16 protein-coding genes and 1 pseudogene are annotated in these 18202 nt (G+C 72.1%); 6 read left to right on the plus strand and 11 right to left on the minus strand.

From position 1 onward, the window contains the following. Window positions 1-4: 4 nt before the first annotated feature. Window positions 5-646, minus strand: coding sequence for a TetR family transcriptional regulator (locus ABZ862_RS05180; protein ID WP_360952445.1), 642 nt, complete (start codon window positions 644-646; stop codon window positions 5-7). Next, a complete protein-coding gene (locus tag ABZ862_RS05185; RefSeq protein WP_360952448.1) occupies window positions 643-2262 on the minus strand; it encodes a DHA2 family efflux MFS transporter permease subunit in 1620 nt (539 codons plus the stop codon). The genes ABZ862_RS05180 and ABZ862_RS05185 overlap by 4 nt, the downstream gene beginning before the upstream one ends. 23 nt (window positions 2263-2285) lie before the next feature. Between ABZ862_RS05185 and ABZ862_RS05190 the strand changes: the two genes are divergently transcribed. Further along, on the plus strand, window positions 2286-2399 hold the full coding sequence (locus tag ABZ862_RS05190; protein ID WP_360952451.1) for a hypothetical protein: 114 nt from the start codon (window positions 2286-2288) through the stop codon (window positions 2397-2399). Window positions 2400-2438: 39 nt separating this feature from the next. Here the strand turns inward: ABZ862_RS05190 and ABZ862_RS05195 are convergent, their stop codons facing one another. Continuing rightward, window positions 2439-3155, minus strand: a complete 717-nt coding sequence (locus ABZ862_RS05195) for a hemolysin III family protein (protein WP_360952454.1) — start codon at window positions 3153-3155, stop codon at window positions 2439-2441. A 450-nt stretch (window positions 3156-3605) separates the two neighbouring features. On the opposite strand from ABZ862_RS05195, the gene ABZ862_RS05200 reads away from it, so the two are divergent. Beyond that, window positions 3606-5429 carry a phosphoenolpyruvate carboxykinase (GTP) gene (locus ABZ862_RS05200; RefSeq protein ID WP_360952456.1) on the plus strand — a complete coding sequence of 608 codons (1824 nt, stop codon included), beginning with the start codon at window positions 3606-3608 and terminating at the stop codon, window positions 5427-5429. Between the two features lie 281 nt (window positions 5430-5710). Here the strand turns inward: ABZ862_RS05200 and ABZ862_RS05205 are convergent, their stop codons facing one another. From ABZ862_RS05205 to ABZ862_RS05230, 6 genes are all read right to left on the minus strand, one after another. Beyond that, entirely contained in the window at window positions 5711-6325 is a 615-nt protein-coding gene (locus ABZ862_RS05205) for a hypothetical protein (protein ID WP_360952459.1), read from the minus strand. Further along, window positions 6312-7925 (minus strand): substrate-binding domain-containing protein, encoded by a 1614-nt coding sequence (locus tag ABZ862_RS05210; RefSeq protein WP_360952462.1) that lies wholly within the window; start codon window positions 7923-7925, stop codon window positions 6312-6314. The genes ABZ862_RS05205 and ABZ862_RS05210 overlap by 14 nt, the downstream gene beginning before the upstream one ends. 8 nt (window positions 7926-7933) lie before the next feature. Further along, complete coding sequence (locus tag ABZ862_RS05215; protein WP_360952465.1) at window positions 7934-9127, minus strand: toxic anion resistance protein; 1194 nt, start codon at window positions 9125-9127, stop codon at window positions 7934-7936. A 14-nt stretch (window positions 9128-9141) separates the two neighbouring features. Continuing rightward, the gene (locus tag ABZ862_RS05220) at window positions 9142-10218 is read right to left on the minus strand and encodes a substrate-binding domain-containing protein (RefSeq protein WP_360952468.1); all 1077 of its coding nucleotides are present in this window, start codon (window positions 10216-10218) and stop codon (window positions 9142-9144) included. Window positions 10219-10463: 245 nt separating this feature from the next. Continuing rightward, window positions 10464-10961, minus strand: coding sequence for a hypothetical protein (locus ABZ862_RS05225; RefSeq protein ID WP_360952471.1), 498 nt, complete (start codon window positions 10959-10961; stop codon window positions 10464-10466). Between the two features lie 72 nt (window positions 10962-11033). Next, the gene (locus ABZ862_RS05230; protein ID WP_360952474.1) at window positions 11034-12245 is read right to left on the minus strand and encodes a pyridoxal phosphate-dependent aminotransferase; all 1212 of its coding nucleotides are present in this window, start codon (window positions 12243-12245) and stop codon (window positions 11034-11036) included. 175 nt (window positions 12246-12420) lie between these two features. Here ABZ862_RS05230 and ABZ862_RS05235 point away from each other — a divergent pair, with 175 nt between their 5' ends. Together ABZ862_RS05235 and ABZ862_RS05240 are read left to right on the plus strand one after the other, a co-directional pair. After that, window positions 12421-13248 carry a hypothetical protein gene (locus ABZ862_RS05235; protein ID WP_360952477.1) on the plus strand — a complete coding sequence of 276 codons (828 nt, stop codon included), beginning with the start codon at window positions 12421-12423 and terminating at the stop codon, window positions 13246-13248. A 103-nt stretch (window positions 13249-13351) separates the two neighbouring features. Next, window positions 13352-14362 (plus strand): serine protease, encoded by a 1011-nt coding sequence (locus ABZ862_RS05240; protein WP_360952480.1) that lies wholly within the window; start codon window positions 13352-13354, stop codon window positions 14360-14362. Between the two features lie 33 nt (window positions 14363-14395). Here the strand turns inward: ABZ862_RS05240 and ABZ862_RS05245 are convergent, their stop codons facing one another. Next, window positions 14396-16021 (minus strand): D-aminoacylase, encoded by a 1626-nt coding sequence (locus ABZ862_RS05245; protein ID WP_360952483.1) that lies wholly within the window; start codon window positions 16019-16021, stop codon window positions 14396-14398. 51 nt (window positions 16022-16072) lie between these two features. Further along, window positions 16073-17386 carry an amino acid deaminase gene (locus tag ABZ862_RS05250; RefSeq protein ID WP_360952486.1) on the minus strand — a complete coding sequence of 438 codons (1314 nt, stop codon included), beginning with the start codon at window positions 17384-17386 and terminating at the stop codon, window positions 16073-16075. Window positions 17387-17543: 157 nt separating this feature from the next. Between ABZ862_RS05250 and ABZ862_RS05255 the strand changes: the two are divergent. Further along, window positions 17544-17687 (plus strand): annotated as a pseudogene (locus tag ABZ862_RS05255) (helix-turn-helix domain-containing protein); the annotation flags it as partial. A 99-nt stretch (window positions 17688-17786) separates the two neighbouring features. Beyond that, window positions 17787-18197: a RidA family protein gene (locus ABZ862_RS05260; RefSeq protein ID WP_360953101.1), complete on the plus strand. Its 411-nt coding sequence runs from the start codon at window positions 17787-17789 to the stop codon at window positions 18195-18197. Window positions 18198-18202: the final 5 nt, after the last annotated feature.

Raw genomic sequence — 18202 nt, forward strand, 5'->3', positions numbered from 1 at the left:
GCCCTCAGCCGTTTTCCGCCGGGAGGCCCTTCTCGATCACGTCCAGGGCGCGCTCGATCAGGTCCGGCAGATCGTCCGCGTGGTCGTGCTCGGCCCAGTAGAGGGTGACCTCCATCAGCCCGCCGACCAGGGACATCGCGAAGACCCGCACCTCCAGGGACTCCGGGTCCAGGCCGGTGCGCTCGGCGACGGCCTGGCACAGCATGCGGCCGGTGACCGACATGGTCTCCATCATCCGGGAGCGCACCGCCGGGACCTCGACCATCAGCCGGGCCCGCATCTTGAGGACCGCCGGGTCCTCCAGCTCGGTGAGCCGCAGCGCCCGGCGCATGATGTGCCGGACGGAGTCCATCCATGGCTCGCCGGAGGGCCGGTGGCGCAGCTCCTCCGCCATGATCGGGTCGAACTCGTCCGTGAGGACGATGTCCTCCTTGGTGGGGAAGTAACGGAAGACGGTCGACGGCGACACCTCCGCCCGCTCGGCGATCTGCTCGACCGTCGTCGCGTCGTAGCCCTGCTCCTCGGCCAGGGCGTACATCGCGGCGCGGATCCCCTCACGCGTCTTGATCTTCTTCCGCTCGCGCAGGCTCAGGCGCGGGCGGTCGGAGGGGGCGAGCGGGGAGCGTGCGGCCGTCATGCCGGTCATTCTCCGGCATCGGCCACCGGGGAGGCCACGGCCGAGGGGCCGCCGGGGGCCTGCGCCGGGTTTCCGGCGCGCTCCGTCGGGGCCGGTGCGTCCGGCGCGTCCGCCGCGTCCGGCGCGCCGGGCATGAACAGCCCCGCCAGCAGCGCGGCGAGCAGGGCCGCGATCCCGCAGACCAGCAGGGTCACGCCCATGCCGTGGACGTAGGCGCCGTTCGCGGAGGCCGCGAGACGCGCGGAGCCGGTCCTCCCGGCGACGAGGTGGGCGGCGACCACGGAGTCGCCCGCGGTGTCCGCGAGCTTCCCGGGCAGCCCGGTGACGTCGAGCCGGTCGCGGTAGGCACCGGACAGCAGGCTGCCGAGCAGGGCGATGCCGATGGCGCCGCCGACCTGGCGCAGCGTGCTCAGCAGCCCGGAACCGCTGCCCGCCCGGTCCACGGGCAGCGCGGCGAGGGCGCCGTCCATGGCCGGGATCATGGCGAAGCCGAAGCCGATCCCGGTGACCGACAGCCACAGCGCGGTGAAGCCGTACCCGGAGTCCACGGTCGTACGGCTGCCGAGGATCGCGGCGAAGGCCAGCACCGCGAGACCCGCGCTGATCACGGCGCGGGAGCCGAAGCGGGCCACGACCGGCTGCGCGCCGCGCGCGGCGACGAGCAGTCCGCCCATCATGGGCAGCAGCCGCACACCGGTGCCGAACGCGTCGTGGCCGAGGACCGCCTGGAGGTAGGGCGGCAGCACGAACAGCAGGCCGGACAGGACGAAGCTGATCAGGGTCGCGGCGACGCTGTTGAGCAGGAAACCCCGGTGGGTGAGCAGGGACATGTCCAGCATGGGGCGGTCGGCCCGGCGCTCGCGCAGGACCAGCGTGCCGATCAGGACGACGGACGCGGCGAGCATGCCCAGCACCAGCGGGTCGCCCCAGCCGCGGTCGGGCGCCTCGATGATCGCGTAGATCAGGATGCCCAGGCCGCTCGCGGTGAGCGCGGTGGACAGCACGTCGACCCTGGGGGAGGCGGGGTCGCGGGTCTCGGGGAGCAGGAGGAGGCAGGCGCCGATGCCGAGGGCGACCATCGGGACGTTGATCAGGAAGACCGAGCCCCACCAGAAGTGGTCGAGCAGCCAGCCGCCGAGGATCGGACCGAGCGGCATGCCGAGCGCGGAGGCGGCGGAGATGATCCCGACGGCCTTGGAGCGTTCGCCGGCCCCGAACAGGGTGGGCAGCACGGACAACGCCAGCGGCATCACCAGCGCCCCGCCGACGCCCATCACCGCGCGGGCGGCGATCACCCAGCGCACGTCGCCGGCCAGCGCGCCGGCCAGGGAACCGGCGAGGAACACGCCGAGCCCGGCGATCAGCATGCGGCGGCGCCCGAACCGGTCGCCGAGCAGTCCGGCCGGGAGCATCAGCGCGGCGAAGACGACGACGTAGGCGTCCGCCATCCACTGCTGCTCACCCGTGGTCGCGCCGAGCTGCTCCGCCATGGTCGGCAGGGCCACGTTGAGGATCGTCATGTCGAAGCCGAGCACCAGCATGCTCGCGACCAGGGCGGCGAGGGCCCACCAGCGGCGCGGGTCGGGGGCGGGGGCCGGGGCCCCGGCGGGAGTGACAGTTTCCATGAAATGAGAGTAGCTCTCAAAAGATGGTCGATGTCAATCTGTGCTCTCCGGGCAGCTGGAATCCGGGCAGCTGGAATCCGGGCAGCGGGAATCCGGGCAGCGGGAATCCGGGCAGCAGAAAAGGCCACGGCTGGTGAGCCGTGGCCTTGGGTGGTGCGGGGTGGTGCGGTGCGGGACTACCCGTGCCGGTACGCCACCAGCGATATACCGACGTAGTGCACGATGAACGCCGCCAGGGTCAGCGAGTGGAAGACCTCGTGGAAGCCGAACCAGCGCGGTGACGGGTTGGGGCGCTTGATGCCGTAGATCACGCCGCCCGCGCTGTAGAGGACGCCGCCGGTGATCACCAGGACCAGGACCGCGATGCCGCCGGCGCGCATGAAGTCGGGCAGGAAGAAGACCGCCGCCCAGCCCATCGCGATGTAGCACGGGGTGTAGAGCCAGCGGGGCGCGCCCACCCAGAACACCCGGAAGGCGATACCGGCCCCGGCCGCCGCCCAGATGCCCCACAGCAGCCACTGGGCCTTGGCGCCGGGCAGCAGCAGCATGGTCAGCGGGGTGTAGGTGCCGGCGATGATCAGGAAGATATTGGCGTGATCCAGCCGTCGCAGGATGCCGTCCATGCGCGGACTCCAGTCGCCCCGGTGGTACAGGGCGCTGACGCCGAACAGCAGGCAGGCCGTCAGGACGTAGATCCCGCAGGCGATACGGCCCCGGGTGGAGTCGGCGAGGGCGGTGAGCACCAGGCCGGCGATGAGAACGGCCGGAAACATGCCCAGATGCAGCCAGCCGCGCAGCTTCGGCTTGATCGGATGCGGCAAGGAGAGCGCCACGGATCCGCGGCCGCCGTCGGCGGCGGTGTCCAGAGGCGCGTCGGGGACGGACGCAGTCATGTCCGGCATCGTACCTACGGAACCGTAAGTTGCGGATGAGCGGGGCCCGGGCGGGGGTGGAGAGTGGCCATCGTCTCATGTCCCGCGGGGCCGGCGCGCTGTGCGCGGGGCCCCTCGCCGGTCGTGACGGACGGTCATCGTAAAGGAACCGTCAGCCGAACATTGTGGGCGCGTAAAGCCACACTTCAACCGTGGTCTTCCTCACTCCGCTCACTTGTGATGCCCACTGGACATCTGGGCACTCGCATCGGAGGATCAAATGAGTGCGGTCGGCACCGGATGAGCGGTCCGGCACTCGGTGTGCGGACATGAGAGTGCCGTTTGGGTCATCGCAGAGGCTCACTCCCGGGGTGTATCCCGGGAAGTGGACCTTTCGGTTGCCCCCTGTGTGCATCCGGGTCGCAGCCCCCACGGGGCCTCCAACAAAAAATCCCTCAGTTAGGAGCAATCGTGGCGCGCGACAACGCGGCTCCCACCGTCGTCCCCACCCAGCACCAGCACCTGATCTCGTGGGTCGACGAGATCGCGGACATCACGCAGCCGGACAACGTGGTCTGGTGCGACGGATCCGAGACCGAGTACGAGCGCCTGTGCGAGGAACTCGTCACCCAGGGCACCTTCAAGAAGCTCGACCCGATCAAGCGGCCCAACTCCTACTACGCCGCCTCCGACCCCAGCGACGTCGCCCGGGTCGAGGACCGTACCTTCATCTGCTCCGAGCAGGAGAAGGACGCCGGTCCCACCAACCACTGGACCGACCCCGCGACGATGCGGGAGACCTTCACCGGTGAACAGGGCATATTCCGGGGCTCCATGCGCGGACGCACCATGTACGTCGTCCCGTTCTGCATGGGCCCGCTCGGCTCGAAGCTCTCCGCGATCGGTGTGGAGATCACCGACTCCGCCTACGTCGCCGTCTCCATGCGCGTGATGACCCGCATGGGCCAGGCAGTCCTCGACGAACTCGGCACCGACGGCTTCTTCGTGAAGGCCGTCCACACCCTCGGCGCCCCGCTGGAGCCCGGCCAGGCCGACGTGCCCTGGCCCTGCAACAGCACCAAGTACATCTCGCACTTCCCCGAGTCCCGCGAGATCTGGTCCTACGGCTCCGGCTACGGCGGCAACGCGCTGCTCGGCAAGAAGTGCTACGCCCTGCGCATCGCCTCCGTGATGGCCCGCGACGAGGGCTGGCTGGCCGAGCACATGCTGATCCTCAAACTCACCCCGCCGCAGGGACCTTCACGCTACGTCGCCGCCGCCTTCCCCAGCGCCTGCGGCAAGACCAACCTCGCCATGCTCGAACCCACCGTCTCCGGCTGGACGGTGGAGACCATCGGCGACGACATCGCGTGGATGCGTTTCGGCGAGGACGGCCGCCTCTACGCCATCAACCCCGAGGCCGGCTTCTTCGGCGTCGCCCCCGGCACCGGCGAGCACACCAACGCCAACGCCATGAAGACCCTCTGGGGCAACGCCGTCTTCACCAACGTCGCCCTCACCGACGACCAGGACGTCTGGTGGGAGGGCATGACCGAGGAGACGCCCGCGCACCTCACGGACTGGAAGGGCAACGACTGGACCCCGCGGTCCGGTACGCCGGCCGCCCACCCCAACGCCCGCTTCACCGTGCCCGCCGCGCAGTGCCCGATCATCGCACCCGAGTGGGAGGACCCGCGGGGCGTGCCGATCTCCGCGATCCTCTTCGGCGGGCGCCGCGCCAGCGCGGTACCGCTGGTCACGGAGTCCTTCGACTGGGAGCACGGCGTCTTCCTCGGCGCCAACGTGGCCTCCGAGAAGACCGCTGCCGCCGAGGGCAGGGTCGGTGAGCTGCGCCGCGACCCGTTCGCCATGCTGCCGTTCTGCGGCTACAACATGGGCGACTACATGGCCCACTGGATCGACGTGGCCAAGGGCAAGGACCCGGAGAAGCTGCCGAAGATCTACTACGTCAACTGGTTCCGCAAGGACGACGCGGGCAGGTTCGTCTGGCCGGGCTTCGGTGAGAACAGCCGCGTCCTCAAGTGGATCGTCGGCCGCCTCGACGGCACCGCCGAGGGCGTCGAGACCCCGATCGGCGTGCTCCCGACCCGGAACGCCCTCGACACCGACGGGCTCGGCCTGTCCGAGAGCGACCTGGACTTCCTGCTCACCGTCGACAAGGAGGTCTGGCGCGAGGAGGCGTCCCTGGTGCCCGAGCACCTCAACACCTTCGGGGAGCACACCCCGAAGGAGCTGTGGGACCAGTACCGGGCGCTCGTGGAACGCCTGGGCTGAGACCCGCCCGCTCCGCACGACTCCGCGGCCGGCCCGCCCTGACCAGCGATCGTCACGGCCGGCCGCGGACCCCCACCCCCCATGAACCGGCGAGACCCCGTACAACGGCGTGCGGGGTTCCGGGCCTGCCGCCGCGTCCCCGATCCCGCCCCGGCGGGGAGGCCCCGGCAGGCCCTCGCCACCTTCCCGGCGGCCCCGGGCGCGCGGCGGTCCGGCCTTTCCGGCGGTGCCGCTCCTCCCGCCGTCGCGCTTCTGCGGCCGTCCAGATCTTCCGGCGGGTCCTACTGCGAGCGGTCCTCCAGATAGCGGGTGTGCGACTCCTGCCGCCGGGCCTCCGCGTCGCGCAGGGTGTCCGCCAGCCGCCGTACCTCCTCGTCGAGCAGCGACAGCTGGCGCTCCAGATGCTCCTCCGGCGGCCGCTGGCCCGGGGTCAGCCGGGTCCACCAGCGGGTACGGGCGTAGGCGTCCACCGCCTCCGGGATGTCCTGCCGCACGGCCCGCGCCAGCACGTGCAGTCCCTCGGGGTCCTGCGCGAGCAGCTCCGCCGCCCGGCCCGGGTCGAGCAGTGCGGTGAGGACCTCTTCCAGCCGCCCCGCCCGCTCCGCCGCCGTGGGCGGCAGCCCGACCTCGGCGAGATAGCCGCGCAGCCGCTCGAAGTCCTGCCGCACCTCGTCGAGCTGCGCGGACGGGTCGGGGAAGTCCGGCAGGGCGGGCCGCTCCGGCGGGGCGATCAGCGCGCCCGCGCCGTAGAGACCGACGACCACGACCGGCCAGTACGGCCCCGCCACCCCGGTGAACGTCAGCACCAGGCCGACCAGCCCGCACGCGCTGCCCGTGATGTTCTTCCGGGACTCGAGACAGCCGAGCGCGCGGCCGGCGCCCCTACTGGTAGCCACGGATCTCCTCGAAGGCGCCGTCCAGGGAGCCGTTCCGGGCGTCGAAGAGACGGCCGCCGGTCAGATCCGCGATGTGCTGGAGTTCCGCACGGTCGGAGTCGCCGAAGACGATGGGGAAGACGGGGGTGTCCCGCTGCGTGCCGACGAGCCGCCGGTAGAACGCGTCGAAGTCCTTCGCCTTCACCCCGGTCGTGTTCTCGCCGTCCGTCATCAGCACGATCGAGGTGAACGTGTCGCCGTCCAGGCCGAGATGGTCGTACGCCTTCTCCAGCGACGTGTAGATCGCCGTGTTGCCGTCGGCCGTCAGGCCCGCGGTGTCCTTGCGGATCGCGGCGAGTCCCCGCTGCGGGTCGGACGGTTCGACGACATGGCTGCGCACGCTCTTCACGTCCGACCCGAACGGCATCAGCGTGACCTCCTCACGCTCCCGGAAGTCCCCGGTGAGCCCGGTGAGGGCCTTCTTCAGCCGGGCCAGCCGGTCGCCCGCCATCGAGCCGGAGGTGTCGAGCACGTACACCGTCCGGGAGGGACGGCGCAGCTCGTTCTCGTACGAGTCGAGGAGCCCGTCGGCGACGGAACGGGTGCCGGGGAACGGCAGTTCGCGCCGCCGGTCGGTGCCCAGGCCCGCCCCGGGGTGCACGGAGGCGACCACCGGGCGGCGGTGCGTGGAGTCGGTGATCAGCTTCTGCACGGCGGCGGTGCGCAGATCGTCGGTCACCTTGCGGACGTTCTCCCGCGTGGTGGCGTCGGACGCGGCGAGCGAGGAGAACGGGTAGTCGGCGGTGACGACACCGTCATGGGGGCGGATCACGGTGAGGCCGCCGATGCCCATGAGGACGGACTCGTAGTTGAGCAGCGCGTCCACGGTGCCGCGCCGCTTGTAGGCGGCGGCCAGCCAGCCCGACGAACCCGAGGTCAGCTTCTGCCCCTTGAAGAACTCCTTCAGTTGCCCAGTGGCCTTCGCGACGTCGGCGTCGGTGAGCGCGGACTGCGCGCCGGACAGCGCCGAGGCGACCGAGACCAGCGTGGAGAAGCCCGAGTTGGAGCGTGCCGGGTCGGTCATGCCGTACGTCAGCCGGCCCTCCCGTACCGCCGTGGCGACCTGCGACCAGGTGACCTGGTCCGGCTGCCAGCCGAGCGCCTCGACGGTGGCCGGCTTCACGCCGAGGGCGACCGGGCTGGACATCACCGGCGTCTCGGAGACCACCTTCTTCGCCGCCTCCGGGCGCAGCCGCAGATAGTCGTCCGACGACAGCCACAGCGCGTCGTACGCGGTGTCCGCCCTGCCCTTGGCGACGAGGTCCACGGCGTCGAGGGTGCCCATGTAGGTGGGCCGGATCGTGATCCCGGTGTCCTTGCGGACCTTCTCGAACACGGCCGTCATGTCGCTGAGTTCGCTGGAGGCGAGGACACGGAGGGTGCCGGGCCTGGGGGCGGTGGCGTCGTCGGCCCTGCCGTCGGGGGAAGGGGAGGAGGAGCAGCCGCTCAGGAGGGCGGCGGTGGCCAGGGCGAGCGCCGTGAGGGCGGCGGTCAGGGGGCGTCCGGTGCGTCTGCGCGCGACGGTGCCCGTGCTCACCCGGGTGGTCGTGCTCGCGCTCATGTCCACGTTCATGTGAGGCCGCCCTCCAGTGCGCCCTGGGAGCGGCTGCGCTCCAGGTAGGCGCTCGCCGACTGGAGTTCGGACGTCAGGGACACCACCGTGGACGCCATCGCCTCGGTCGCCTGCACCTTGTAGGTGTCGATGGCGTCGAGGGTGCGGTAGATCTGCTGGAACGCCGAGCGCAGCGTCTCCACGCCGACGGCCGGGTCGGCGGCGATGCGCTGGATCTCGCCGCTCTGCGTGGCGAGCATCTCGGCGTTGCCCCGGATGAGGTCCTCGGTGGTGCCGCGCAGCGCGTCGACCTGCTCGACGACCTTCTTCTGGTTCTCCAGGGCGGAGGCCAGCATGACGGAGATGCGCAGCGCCGACACGGTGGTCGTGGCGGCCCGTTCGACACCCTTGATCAGCTCGTCGTTGTTGCGCCGGACGACGTCCATCGCGAGGTAGCCCTGCGCGCACACCGCGAGCTGGGTGAGCAGGTCCTGGTGCTTCTGCCGGACGGGGAAGAGCACGTCGGCGCGCAGCGAGTCGGCCTGCTCGGGGTCGGCGGCGGCGATGTGCCCCTCGACGGCCGTGTCGAGTGCCTCGGTGAGCACCACGTACTCCTGGAGCTTGCCCATGGTCTCCCACAGCCGCACCCGCTCGGTCTGCAACGCGGCGTTGTCGCGGCGCAGTTCGTCCTGCCCGCCGCGCAGCGAGCCGACGATCCGGTTCAGGGTGTTCTGGGAGGAGGCGTACTTGGCGACGTGGTCGCGCAGCCTGTTGCCGCCGGGCAGCCGGGAGAGGAACCTGCGGCCCTTGCCCGCGGGCAGGTCACGCGGGTCGAGGTCCTCGACGACACGGCGGAGTTCGACGAGCGAGCCCGCGACCTTCGACTGGGCGTCCCCGCCCTTGTCCGGCAGGCTGCGCACGGCGCGTTCCAGCATCCGGTTGGACTGCGTGGTGGCGGTGCGCATCTCACCGGCGCCGAGCGCGGTGATCTCACCGACCTTCCCGGCGAACTCGGGGGAGCGGGCGTCGAGGGCGGCGAGCGACTCGACGTAGGAACCGGCCTTGCGGGCCATGTCGGTGCGCACGCCGTCGTCGACGGGCACCAGCCCGCCCGCCCTCTCGCGCGGCACGGCCGCGACCGGCTCGGGCGGGGTGAGGGTGAGATCGTCGCCGGGTGGGGTGAGCGTGAACTCACCGCTGTTGCTGCTCATCTGTGGTGTCCCCCTTAGCCGCGGGCCCGGCGCGCCATCTCGCGCAGCACCTTGGAGGTGGGCACGGGCGCCTGCCGGACACCGGCGAACGACTGGTTCAGATAGGTGGCGAGGTCCGCGGTGGCCGAGGAGAACTCGGCGGTGTCGCCCTGCGGGCGGAAGCCGTGCCGGACGGCGAGCTTGCGCAGTACCGGGTCGTCGCTGAGCAGATCGGCGAGCGCGCGGCCGTTCCCGGTGAGCGGGACGACGGTGTGGTCGCTGTTGACGGTGGTGTCCGGGTAGAGCACGACGAGGTCGTCGGCGGTGTGCTGCTCGGTGAGCAGGGCGGCCACCTGTGACTCGTAGACCAGCACCAGCGGATTGCCCGCGCCGCTGATGAAGTCCCGGAACGCCGCGTCCGAGCTGGACTGCTGGGCGCCCTGGACGCTCACCAGCTGGTGCAGCAGCGGTGCCGTCCGGTCCACGTCGGTCTCGCTCGCGGCGACCCGGCCGCCCAGGGCGACGTAGGACGCGGCGGCAAGATACAGCGCGCCGGAGTTGGAACTCTCCGGATCCGTGCTGGAGATGAAGAGGGTGCCGGTCAACTCACCGTGCCCTGCCGTGCCCTTGAGCTGCTGCCAGGTCCTGTCGTGCCGGGCCGCGTCGAGGAAGGCGGCCATCTTCAGGGTGCCGCGGCTCTTGACGTCCAGCGTGGCCAGGCCGTTGGCGGCGAGCACCTCGGCGGCACTGCGGTGGGCGACCACCACGAGCGGCGAGTAGAAGGGCCGGGGCAGCGGCGTCCGTACGTGGTACTTGGCGGCCAGCTCGTTGGCGGGCGACTGGCTGGAGGGGAAGGCGAAGTCGTAGCCCTTGAGGTCGAGGCCCTCCATGGCCCACGACCCGGACGACTCCGTCCTCACGGTGTAGCCCTTGGCGGCGAGGGCCTTCACCACAGCCGGGTCGGCGAAGAACTCCGCCTTCTCCGATCCGATCACACCGCGCACGGTCTTCGTTGCCGTGCCCTTGTCCCCCGAGTCCCGGCCCGCGACGACGGCTGCCACCACCCCGCCGATCAGCAGCACCGCGAGGACTATTCCTGCGATACGTCTCACAACCGGGAGCGTGCTCGGCGAAGGCGACGTCCGGCCGGAGTCCAGGTGAACACGGGGTGACGTGGCGTACCCGTTGTGCAACGGGATCGCCGGAATGGGGCGTTCGGTCCGTCTGTCGCGTGGGGGCGGGTGCCGCCCGGTCCGTCCCTGCGGGGGCGGGCCCCGTACCGGGAGGGTGAGGGCGCCCGGTCCGCGCGTCGCTGCGGTGCACGCGGACCGGGGCCGATCGGGGGACCCCTGCGGGGTCAGGCCGCGCTGAGCTCCTGCGCGGCGGCGTGCGCGTCCATCCGCTCGGCGGCCAGGATGGCCGCCGTGGTGTCCGCGCGGGAGGCGGCCACGACCAGGGCGCGGCCCGCCAGGGTGTGGGCGCGCCGGTGCAGCGCGGCGGGACGCGTGCCGGGGTGCGCGTCGGGGTGCGCGTCGGCACGGGTGTCGGCGCGTCCGCCGGGGCGTTCGCCGGCGGCGTGCGGGTCACCGGCGGACGGGGCGGCGGTGCGGGCCGGGGGCCGGCCGCCGCGCAGCCGGGTCACCTGGCGGGCGAGCCGTTCGGCGGCGGTGTCGAGGTCGGCGGACGGGGCCAGTGCGCGCAGCTCGTCCGTGACGGCCAGCAGTGCCGCGAGATGTCCCGCGAGCTGGATGTCCAGCTCCTCCTCGCGTGACCGGTGGGGGCCGTCGGAGGTGGTGCCGGCCATCGCGCGGGGGACCGACCGGTGGACTGACGTGGTGCGGATCGGTTCGTACATGGATGGCCTCCTGAGCAGTGGCAGAAGCCATCCTAGCTTAGATTTCGTCTAAAGTTGGGGGGTGCCGGAATGTCAGGGCTGGGCGTAGCCGTCCAGGAAGTTACCGATACGGGTCACCGCTTCGCGCAGATCACCGGCCGTCGGCAGGGTGACCACCCGGAAGTGGTCCGGCTCGGGCCAGTTGAAGCCGGTGCCGTGCACGACCATGATCTTCTCGCGCCGCAGCAGGTCCAGCACCATCTGCCGGTCGTCCTTGATCTTGAAGACCTTGGGATCGAGCCGCGGGAACAGGTACAGCGCCCCCTTGGGCTTCACGCAGGTCACGCCCGGGATCTCGGTGAGCAGCCGGTGCGCCACGTCCCGCTGCTCGCGCAGCCGGCCGCCCGGCAGCACCAGGTCGTTGATGGTCTGACGGCCGCTGAGCGCGGCGACCACCCCGTGCTGGCCCGGCATGTTGGCGCACAGCCGCATGTTGGCCAGGATCGTCAGACCCTCGATGTAGGAGTCGGCGTGCGAACGCGGCCCGGAGATCGCCATCCAGCCCACCCGGTACCCGGCCACCCGGTACGCCTTCGACATGCCGTTGAAGGTCAGGGTGAGCAGGTCGGGGGCGACCGACGCGGTCGGGATGTGCACGGCGTCGTCGTAGAGGATCTTGTCGTAGATCTCGTCGGAGCAGACCAGCAGGTTGTGGCGGCGCGCGATGTCCGTCAGCCCCGTGAGCAGCGCCCGGTCGTAGACCGCGCCGGTGGGGTTGTTGGGGTTGATGATGACGATCGCCTTGGTGCGGTCGGTGACCTTCCGCTCGATGTCGGCGAGGTCGGGCATCCAGTCGGACTGCTCGTCGCAGCGGTAGTGCACCGCCGTGCCGCCGGAGAGGGAGACGGCCGCGGTCCACAGCGGGTAGTCCGGCGCCGGGACGAGGACCTCGTCCCCGTCGTCCAGCAGTGCCTGCATCGCCATCACGATCAGCTCGGACACGCCGTTGCCGATGAAGACGTGCTCCACGTCGGTCTCGATGCCGAGGGTCTGGTTGTGCATCACCACCGCTCGGCGGGCGGCCAGCAGTCCCTTCGCGTCGCCGTAGCCGTGCGCCGACGACACATTGCGGAGGATGTCCTCCAGGATCTCGGAGGGGCACTCGAAGCCGAACGCCGCCGGGTTGCCGGTGTTGAGCTTGAGGATGCGGTGACCCGCCGCTTCGAGCCGCATCGCCTCCTCGAGCACGGGGCCCCTGATCTCGTAACAGACGTTGGCGAGCTTGGTCGACTGGATCACCTGCATGCCTGGGAGCTTACGACTCGGTAAAGCGGCTCGGGTCGTGTTTTCCGCCACGTGGGACGTCCGCTTTGGGCTGTTGTCCACCGTGGCTGTCCCAGGTGCCCCTCTCCTCTCTACAATTTCCGGCCATGTCCAGGCATCCGCAGTCCACTTCCCGTCGGCGAACGGGGGATACGGCATGACCGCCCCGAGTGACGCCGCCACCGGCGTGTCGGGCGGCCCCGGGGTGCCGCCGAACGTCTACCTCCCGCGGGCGGCCGAGGAGCCCGCGTACGACGAGTACCGCGACCCGGCCGCCGCGCACGGCTGGCAGAACGCGTACGACGAGACGGCCGAACTGCCGGTCGTGATGTCGGGCGCGGCGGGTGCGGCCGGTGTGTCGGGTGTGCCGGGTGCGGCGGGTCCTGCTGGTGCCGGTGACGGCGGTGGTGGCAGTGGTGTCGCCGGGACGGCCGGTGCGCCCGATGGCCCCGGGGAGCCGTACGCCACCGCGCCCTTGCCGGTCGTCGTGGCACCGGATACCGCTGGTGGCGGTGCCGGGCGGGCCGCCGTTCGGCGGGCGCGGAAGAAGCGGCGGGCGGTCCGGTCGCGCAAGGCCGTGGTGGCCGCGGGTGCCATGGGGGCGGTGTCCCTCGCCGCGGTGATCGCGGGGTTCGCGTTCTCGGGTGCCTCGTCCGGCGGGGCCCGGGAGAAGGACGGCCGGTCCGGGACCAGCGCCGGGGACACCACACCGTCCGCCGAGGACCCGTCGTCGGCGGCCCCGGCCTCGGCCGTGCCGTCCCGGGCCGGCGCGGCGCCGACCCCATCTGCCTCGGCCCCGGCCTCCGCCGCCGCGCCCGCCCCGGCCACGGCCCCCGCCACGGCTCCGGCGGGCGCGGGCTCCGGTACGGCCCCGACCGGCCCCACCGCGGCGGCCACGCCCACCACGACCGTCTCCGGTCCGGTCTCCACCGCGCCCGGCAACTCCGGCCGGGGGCACGGGCGGGGGAACGGCGGGTTCAGATAGGGGCTTCTTGTGGGGAACCCCTCCTCCCTTCACAATGCGCATGACAAGAACGAGAGCGGCCGGAAGATCTCCGGTCGCTTCCGTCCGATGAGGGGACCCCCACATGAAGAAGCCTCTCCTCGCCGTGCTCGCGGCCCTGGTGATCACCGGGGCGGGCATGGCGGCACCCGCGGCCGCCGCGACGGCGACCGGCACCGCGACCGCCACCACGGCGACCACCGCCACCACGGCGACCACCGCCACCACGGCGACCACCGCCACCACGGCGACCACCGCCACCACGGCGACCACCGGCACCACCGCGACCACCGACACCACGGCGACCACCGGCACGACCGCGACCACGACCGCCGCCGTGAAGGCCGCCGCCCCCACGCTCCAGGCCGTCACCTTCGCCGGCACCGTCTCGCTCAGCAACTGCTCCGGCTCGGTCATCCGCTTCCCGTCCTCCGCGGACACCGACCCCGCGCTGGTCATGACCAACGGCCACTGCCTGGAGACCGGCTTCCCGGCCGCGGGCGAGGTCATCGTCGACCAGGCGTCCAGCCGTACCTTCGGGCTGCTGAACTCCTCCGCCACCCGGGTCGGCACGCTGCGCGCCAGCAAGGTCGCCTACGCGACGATGACCGACACGGACGTCACGATCTACCAGCTCACCACCACGTACGCGCAGATCCAGAGCACCTACGGCATCAGCGCGCTGACCCTCCAGGACACCCACCCGACGGTCGGCACCGCCATCACGGTCGTCTCCGGGTACTGGAAGGCGACGTACTCCTGTGCCGTCGACGGGTTCGTCTACCGGCTCAAGGAGGACGTCTGGACCTGGAAGGACTCCCTCCGTTACACCTCGGCCTGCCAGACCATCGGCGGCACCTCCGGCTCGCCGGTGATCGACAACGCCACCGGCAAGGTCGTCGCCGTCAACAACACCGGCAACGAGAGCGGCGAGACCTGCACCCTGGACAACCCCTGCGAGGTCGACGCCAGTGGCAACATCACCGTCCGCCAGGGCATCAACTACGCCGAGGAGACCTACCAGATCCCGGCCTGCTTCACGACCGGCAACAAGCTGAACCTCAGCGCGAGCGGCTGCACCCTGCCCAAGCCGTAGCCGGAGCCGTAGCGGCAGGGCCTGTCCGGCGGTTCACGCCGGAGTGCGGCGCACCGCCCGACCCGCCAGTACGTCGGTGCGCCGCGCGTCCTCGATCACGAACCGCCCGTCGATCAGCACGTAGGGGATGCCGGTCGGCAGCGCGCGCGGCTGCTCGAAGGTCGCGCCGGACGCCACCGTCGCCGGGTCGAAGAGCACCAGGTCGGCCCGGTACCCCTCGCGCACCAGTCCCCGGTCCGGCAGCCGCAGCCGGGCCGCGGGGCGCCCGGTGAGATGCGCGACGCACTCCTCCAGCGACAGCACGCCCAGCTCCCGCACATACCGGCCGAGGTAGTGCGGGAAGGTGCCGTACGCCCGCGGGTGCGGCTTGGCGCCGGTCAGGATGCCGTCGGAGCCGCCGGTGTGCACCCGGTGCCGCATGATCGCCCGTACGTTCTCCTCGTGGCCCACGTGCTGGAGGACCGTCGGCCCGAGCCGGTCGCGCAGCAGCAGCCGCCGGGCGGTCGTCCAGGGGGTCTCGCCGCGCAGCCGGGCCGACTCCAGGACCGTACGGCCCACGTGGTCCCCGAGCGCCGGGCCGGACGCCCCGGACACCCCGGAGATCTCGACGGTGTCCCACGCGACGGGCACGCCCTGGCAGCCGTCCGAGCCGGTGACCTCCAGATCGTGCCGGATCCGTTCGGCGGTCGCGTCGTCGGCGAGCCGGGCCAGGGTCCGCTCCGGGCCTCCCTCACTCGCCCAGCTCGGCAGCAGGGCGGCCAGGGTGGTGCTGCCGGGGGTGTAGGGGTAGGTGTCGAGGGTCAGGTCGGCGCCGTCCGCCAGCGCCCGGTCCAGCAGCGCCAGCAGCTCCGGCGCCCGGCCCTCGTTGACGCCGAAGTTCAGGGTGGCGTGTGTCAGGTGCAGCGGGCAGTCCGCCGCGCGGGCGACGGCGATCATCTCCTCGTAGGCGGCGAGGGCACCGGCGCCGTAGGAGCGGTGGTGCGGGGCGTAGTAGCCGCCGTGCGCGGCCACCACCCGGCACAGCTCGGTGAGTTCGGCGGTGGGGGCGTACATGCCGGGCGCGTAGGTGAGCCCGGACGACATGCCGACGGCGCCCTGTTCGAGCCCCTCGGCGACCGACCGCCGCATACGGTCCAGCTCTTCGGGGGTCGCCGGGCGGTCCTCCCAGCCGACCACCATGGCCCGTACCGTGCCCTGCGGCACGAGATACGCCGCGTTGACCGCGACACCGCGGTCGAGCCGGTCCAGGTACCCGCCCACCGTCCGCCAGTCGAAGCCGGTGCCGATGTCGTCGCCGTAGCCGTTCCAGCCGGTGATCGCCCGGCGCACCTCCTCCAGCGTGCGGTCGTCGGCGGGCGCGTACGACAGGCCGTCCTGGCCCAGCACCTCCAGGGTGACCCCCTGCGCGGTCCTGGCGAGGTGTGCGGGGTCGCGCAGCAGGGCCAGGTCGCTGTGCGCGTGCATGTCGATGAAGCCGGGCGACAGGACCAGGCCCTCCGCGTCCAGCTCCCGCATCGCCCTGGGGCGCTGGCAGCCGGCGGCGGCGGCCTCCTTGACGATCGAGACGATCCGGCCGCGGTCGACGACGACGTCGGCGCGGTACGCGTCACCGCCGCCGCCGTCCACGACGTCGACGTCCCGGATGACCAGCTGATCCACGGCGGACTCCCTTCCCGTGCGGCTTCCGGGGGCTGCCGGACGCCTGCGGCACTAGAAGTACGTGCGGATGTACTCGACCACGGTGCCGTCCGCCTCGGCCACCGGGATCAGCGGCCACTTGTCGAACGACGTGCACGGATGGGACAGGCCGAGGCCGACCCAGTCGCCGACCTCGATGTCCGCCTCCGGCTCCGTGCGCAGCCAGGCGTGCTGGTCGGACAGGGCGGTCACCGTGACGCCGGTCGCCGGGCGCTCGGCGCCGTCCCGGCGGACCACCAGGGCGACGGGCAGACCGAGGTCGTACGCCGCGTCCCGCTTGCCCGCGTTGACGAACGCCTGCTCCGCCGACGGCCTCGACACCACCTGCGTCCACAGTCTGAACGCCGGTTCCAGCGCTCCCTCTCCGGGCACCCGGTTGAACGGGGTCAGGCGCCGGTAGTGGCCGTCGTCGTGGGAGACGTAGGCCCCGGAGCGCAGCAGCTTCAGCACGGGGGCGGAGAGGCCCGGGATCTCCGCGAACACCTCGGCCACCGCGTCGAACCAGGCGCTGCCGCCCGCGCTCACCACGATCTCGTCGAGCCCCGCGAAACGCCCCGCCTTGTCGAACTCGACCGCCAGACGCACCAGTCGGCGCAGCCAGTCGCGGACCCGCTCGGGTCCCGCGTCCGGCACCTCGCCCTCGTAACCGGCCACGCCCACCAGCCGTAGCGTGCCGGTGGCGGCCACCGCGTCGGCCACGGCCGTGCACTCCGCCTCCGTGCGCGCCCCGGTCCGCGCACCCTCCCCGGCGGCCGGCTCCACCACGACGTCCACCGGGCGGCTGCGGCCCGCCACGGCCGACAGCGCCGCGTCCATCAGCGCGACACCGCGCACCGAGTCGACGTAGCAGACGAACCGGAACTCCGGGTCGGCGGTGAGCTCTTCGGCGATCCGGCGCAGGGCGGCCGGGTCGACGAGCTCGTTGGCCAGGAAGACCCGCCGCACCCCGAACGCCCTTGCCACCCGCACCTGGTGGGGTACGGCGAGCGTGATGCCCCAGGCGCCGTAGGCGATCTGACGGTCGAACAGCTGCGGGGCCATGGTGGTCTTGCCGTGCGGCGCGAAGGCCAGACCGTGCCGGGCCGCGTACGTCTCCATCAGCCGCAGGTTGTGCGCCAGCCGCTCGGCGGACAGCGCCAGGACCGGGGTGGTGAAACCGCCGGTGAACAGATTGCGGCGCTGGGCGGCGAGCGTGCCCACGGTCAGTCCGTCGGCGTCCGGTGGGAGGCCCTTGAAGCGGTGGTCCACACGCTCGTCCGCCAGAGCCTCCAGAGCCGCCGGGGCCGCCGGGTGGTCGGGTGTCTCCTTGCCGGAGTGACGGGCCATGGAAGAGCCTCCTCGAACTGGCGTGCCGGGTGTGCCGGATGTGCCGCTCGTCCCATTGTGGCGACGTGATCGCCACCGGCGCGAGGGTGTGGGGGAGACTTCCACCGGGTCCCGGCCGCACGCGGGCCGCAGCGGCCCAGGAGGAGGTATGCACACCATGGGCCAGACCGTCGACCGCGCCCTGAGCGTCCTGCCGTTGCTCGCCGAGGACACCGCCGACCTGGGGCAGGTCGCCGACCACCTCGGCGTGCACAAGTCCACGGCGCTGCGCATCCTCCGTACCCTCCACGCCCACGGCCTGGTCCACCGCCTGCCCGACCAGCGGTACCGCCTCGGCGCCCGGCTCGCCGCCCTCGCCCAGCGGGCGGCGGAGCATCCCCACGATCAAGGAGCCTCCCGTATGACGGAGAAGACCGCCCTCACCCCGCCCACCCACGCCGCCCCGCCCGCCGCGTTCTCGCACGGTGTACGCAAGGGCAACATCCTTCAGGTCGCGGGCCAGGTGGCCTTCCTGCCCGCCGAGGAGGGCCGGCCCCGTGCGGTCGCCGGGCCGGGCCTGCGCGAGCAGACCCTCCAGACGCTCGCCAACGTCAAGGCGGTCCTCACCGAGGGCGGCGCGAGCTGGGACGACGTGATGATGATCCGTGTCTGTCTGACCGACACCGCGCACTTCGCCGAGCTGAACGAGGTCTACGACGCCTACTTCGCCGGGCAGGCCCTCACCCAGCCGCCCGCCGCCCGCACCACGGTCTATGTGGGTCTGCCCCCCGGTCTCCTCGTCGAGATCGACGCCCTGGCCGTGCTGGGCTGACGGAC

Origin of the sequence: Streptomyces sp. NPDC047000 (assembly GCF_040644295.1) — a bacterium.
GTDB lineage: Bacteria > Actinomycetota > Actinomycetes > Streptomycetales > Streptomycetaceae > Streptomyces.

Coding starts and splice junctions, on each gene's coding strand:
- ABZ862_RS05180 (WP_360952445.1), bottom strand. CDS start 646: ATGACCGGCATGACGGCCGCACGCTCCCCGCTCGCCCCCTCCGACCGC.
- ABZ862_RS05185 (WP_360952448.1), bottom strand. CDS start 2,262: ATGGAAACTGTCACTCCCGCCGGGGCCCCGGCCCCCGCCCCCGACCCG.
- ABZ862_RS05190 (WP_360952451.1), top strand. CDS start 2,286: ATGGTCGATGTCAATCTGTGCTCTCCGGGCAGCTGGAATCCGGGCAGC.
- ABZ862_RS05195 (WP_360952454.1), bottom strand. CDS start 3,155: ATGACTGCGTCCGTCCCCGACGCGCCTCTGGACACCGCCGCCGACGGC.
- ABZ862_RS05210 (WP_360952462.1), bottom strand. CDS start 7,925: ATGAGCGCGAGCACGACCACCCGGGTGAGCACGGGCACCGTCGCGCGC.
- ABZ862_RS05215 (WP_360952465.1), bottom strand. CDS start 9,127: ATGAGCAGCAACAGCGGTGAGTTCACGCTCACCCCACCCGGCGACGAT.
- ABZ862_RS05225 (WP_360952471.1), bottom strand. CDS start 10,961: ATGTACGAACCGATCCGCACCACGTCAGTCCACCGGTCGGTCCCCCGC.
- ABZ862_RS05230 (WP_360952474.1), bottom strand. CDS start 12,245: ATGCAGGTGATCCAGTCGACCAAGCTCGCCAACGTCTGTTACGAGATC.
- ABZ862_RS05235 (WP_360952477.1), top strand. CDS start 12,421: ATGACCGCCCCGAGTGACGCCGCCACCGGCGTGTCGGGCGGCCCCGGG.
- ABZ862_RS05240 (WP_360952480.1), top strand. CDS start 13,352: ATGAAGAAGCCTCTCCTCGCCGTGCTCGCGGCCCTGGTGATCACCGGG.
- ABZ862_RS05250 (WP_360952486.1), bottom strand. CDS start 17,386: ATGGCCCGTCACTCCGGCAAGGAGACACCCGACCACCCGGCGGCCCCG.
- ABZ862_RS05260 (WP_360953101.1), top strand. CDS start 17,787: ATGACGGAGAAGACCGCCCTCACCCCGCCCACCCACGCCGCCCCGCCC.